We start from the raw sequence: 1,871 nt of genomic DNA, 5'->3' as shown, positions 1-1,871 counted from the left end.
GCCCGAGATCCGCCCCACGCGGTCGATCACCGCATGGCCGTCAATCTCGGGCAGGGCCGCCCATCGCAGCTCGTCGATCTGACCGTCGGGCGACATCTCGACCTCGATCCCGTCGTAGACCGAAGAGAACTGATCGACCAGGATCCGCAGCGAAGTGTCCTGCCGCGCCTGTGCGGCAGCGATCATCGAGCGCTGGGTCTGAAAATCGAAGGTGGCGAACATCGCGCCACTGCAGACCAGCAGCAAAAGCGCAAGGCTCAGCGCGAGCCGAGCCTTGAGGGAGAATTTGGGAAGTTTCATGGGCGGACACCGTCCCGTTGCATGGCAGACGGGAGGTTCCTAACCCCAAAAGTCTAAACAGAGACTGAAACCAGCCCCGATCAGATCAATTCGATGCTGTAACTCTCGATCACCGTGTTGGCGAGCAGCTGCTCGCACATCTCGGTGACGGTCGCCTCGGTGGTCCCCTCGGCGAGTTCGATCTCGATCACCTTGCCCTGTCGCACGCCACCGACGCCGTCGAAGCCCAGCCCGTGCAGCGCGTGGCGCACCGCCTCGCCCTGCGGATCGAGCACGCCGTCCTTCAGCATCACATGCACACGTGCCATCATGGCGACCACTCCGTTCCCTTCGAAAGGCCAGCGCCTTTCATCTTTCCATAAATCCTGATGTCACGCCCTGACGGGCGCGACACTGTCTCAGTTGATGAGCTTCGGCTTGGCCATGTGGGTGGCCTGCTTCGGCATCACCCCAAGGCGCTGCGCCACCTCGGTATAGGCGTCGGTGAGCGAGCCGAGGTCGCGCCGGAACACGTCCTTGTCGAGCTTCTTGCCCGTCTCGATGTCCCACAGGCGCATCGAATCCGGCGAGATCTCGTCGGCCACGATCAGGCGCTGGTAGTCGCCATCATAAACCCGGCCGATCTCGATCTTGAAGTCGACGAGGCGGATGCCCACGCCGTACATCAGGCCCGACAGGTAGTCGTTGACCCGCAGCGCGAGACTCAGGACGTCGTCCATGTCCTGCTGGCTGGCCCAGCCGAACGCGGCGATGTGCTCTTCGGTGACCAGCGGATCGCCCAGCTTGTCGTCCTTGTAGCAGTATTCCACGATCGGGCGCGGCAGCGGCGTGCCTTCCTCGAGCCCGAGGCGCTTGGCAAGCGAACCGGCGGCGAAGTTGCGCACGATGATCTCGAGCGGGATGATCTCGCAGGCGCGGACCAGCTGCTCGCGCATGTTGAGGCGCTTGAGGAAGTGGGTCGGCACGCCGATGTTGTTCAGCCCGGTCATGAAGAACTCGGACAGGCGGTTGTTCAGCACGCCCTTGCCCTCGATCACGTCCTTTTTCTGGGCGTTGAAGGCGGTCGCGTCGTCCTTGAAATACTGCACGATGGTCCCGGGCTCCGGGCCTTCGTAGAGAATTTTCGCCTTGCCTTCGTAGATCTTCTTGCGGCGTGCCATGGCAATCCTTTCAGAGGGGCGCGCAGAGGGGACCCCTGCGTCCTGCGAGGCCCTATAAATCAAGCCCACGCGCGTCGCAAGCGGACGGTTGGGGTTGCGCGGCCCCAAGGGAGTGAATATCTTTTCAAACGAGCGATTGAACGCGGGGGGGAGCCGTATCCATGACCACTTTCGACGAGCGTGAAAAGGCGTTTGAAAACAAGTTCGCCCATGATGCGGAGATGAGTTTCCGTGCCGAGGCCCGCTGCAACAAGCTGCTGGGTCTGTGGGCTGCCGACCTGCTCGGCAAATCCGGTACCGAGGCCGACGACTACGCCCGCGACGTGATCAAGGCCGATTTCGCCGAAGCCGGGCACGAGGACGTGGTGCGCAAGGTCGCCGACGATCTCGCCGGCAAGGCCGACGCCGACC

At 62.9% G+C, this 1,871-nt stretch carries 3 protein-coding genes and 1 pseudogene; 1 reads left to right on the top strand and 3 read right to left on the bottom strand.

All coding sequences use genetic code 11. The annotated features are described in order from the left end of the window. The 3 genes and pseudogenes from HC022_RS25560 to purC form a co-directional block, all read right to left on the bottom strand. Positions 1 to 300, bottom strand: a pseudogene (locus HC022_RS25560) (hypothetical protein); the annotation flags it as partial. An 80-nt stretch (positions 301 to 380) separates the two neighbouring features. Then, positions 381 to 611 carry a phosphoribosylformylglycinamidine synthase subunit PurS gene (purS, locus tag HC022_RS25555; protein WP_008885718.1) on the bottom strand — a complete coding sequence of 77 codons (231 nt, stop codon included), beginning with the start codon at positions 609 to 611 and terminating at the stop codon, positions 381 to 383. An 87-nt stretch (positions 612 to 698) separates the two neighbouring features. Then, positions 699 to 1,460, bottom strand: a complete 762-nt coding sequence (purC, locus tag HC022_RS25550) for a phosphoribosylaminoimidazolesuccinocarboxamide synthase (protein ID WP_008884775.1) — start codon at positions 1,458 to 1,460, stop codon at positions 699 to 701. 161 nt (positions 1,461 to 1,621) lie between these two features. Between purC and HC022_RS25545 the strand changes: the two genes are divergently transcribed. Continuing rightward, positions 1,622 to 1,871: DUF1476 domain-containing protein (locus HC022_RS25545; protein WP_167454261.1), on the top strand; the 250-nt coding region annotated here is incomplete at its 3' end.

Origin of the sequence: Salipiger sp. HF18 (assembly GCF_011806505.1) — a bacterium.
Taxonomy (GTDB): Bacteria; Pseudomonadota; Alphaproteobacteria; order Rhodobacterales; family Rhodobacteraceae; genus Salipiger; species Salipiger thiooxidans.
The sequence above is the reverse complement of the archived record's forward strand: the minus strand, read 5'-3'. Positions and strand labels throughout refer to the sequence as shown.

What these genes read in the sequence shown, in the direction of transcription:
- purC (WP_008884775.1), bottom strand. Translation starts at nt 1,460, where the DNA reads ATGGCACGCCGCAAGAAGATCTACGAAGGCAAGGCGAAAATTCTCTAC.
- purS (WP_008885718.1), bottom strand. Translation starts at nt 611, where the DNA reads ATGATGGCACGTGTGCATGTGATGCTGAAGGACGGCGTGCTCGATCCG.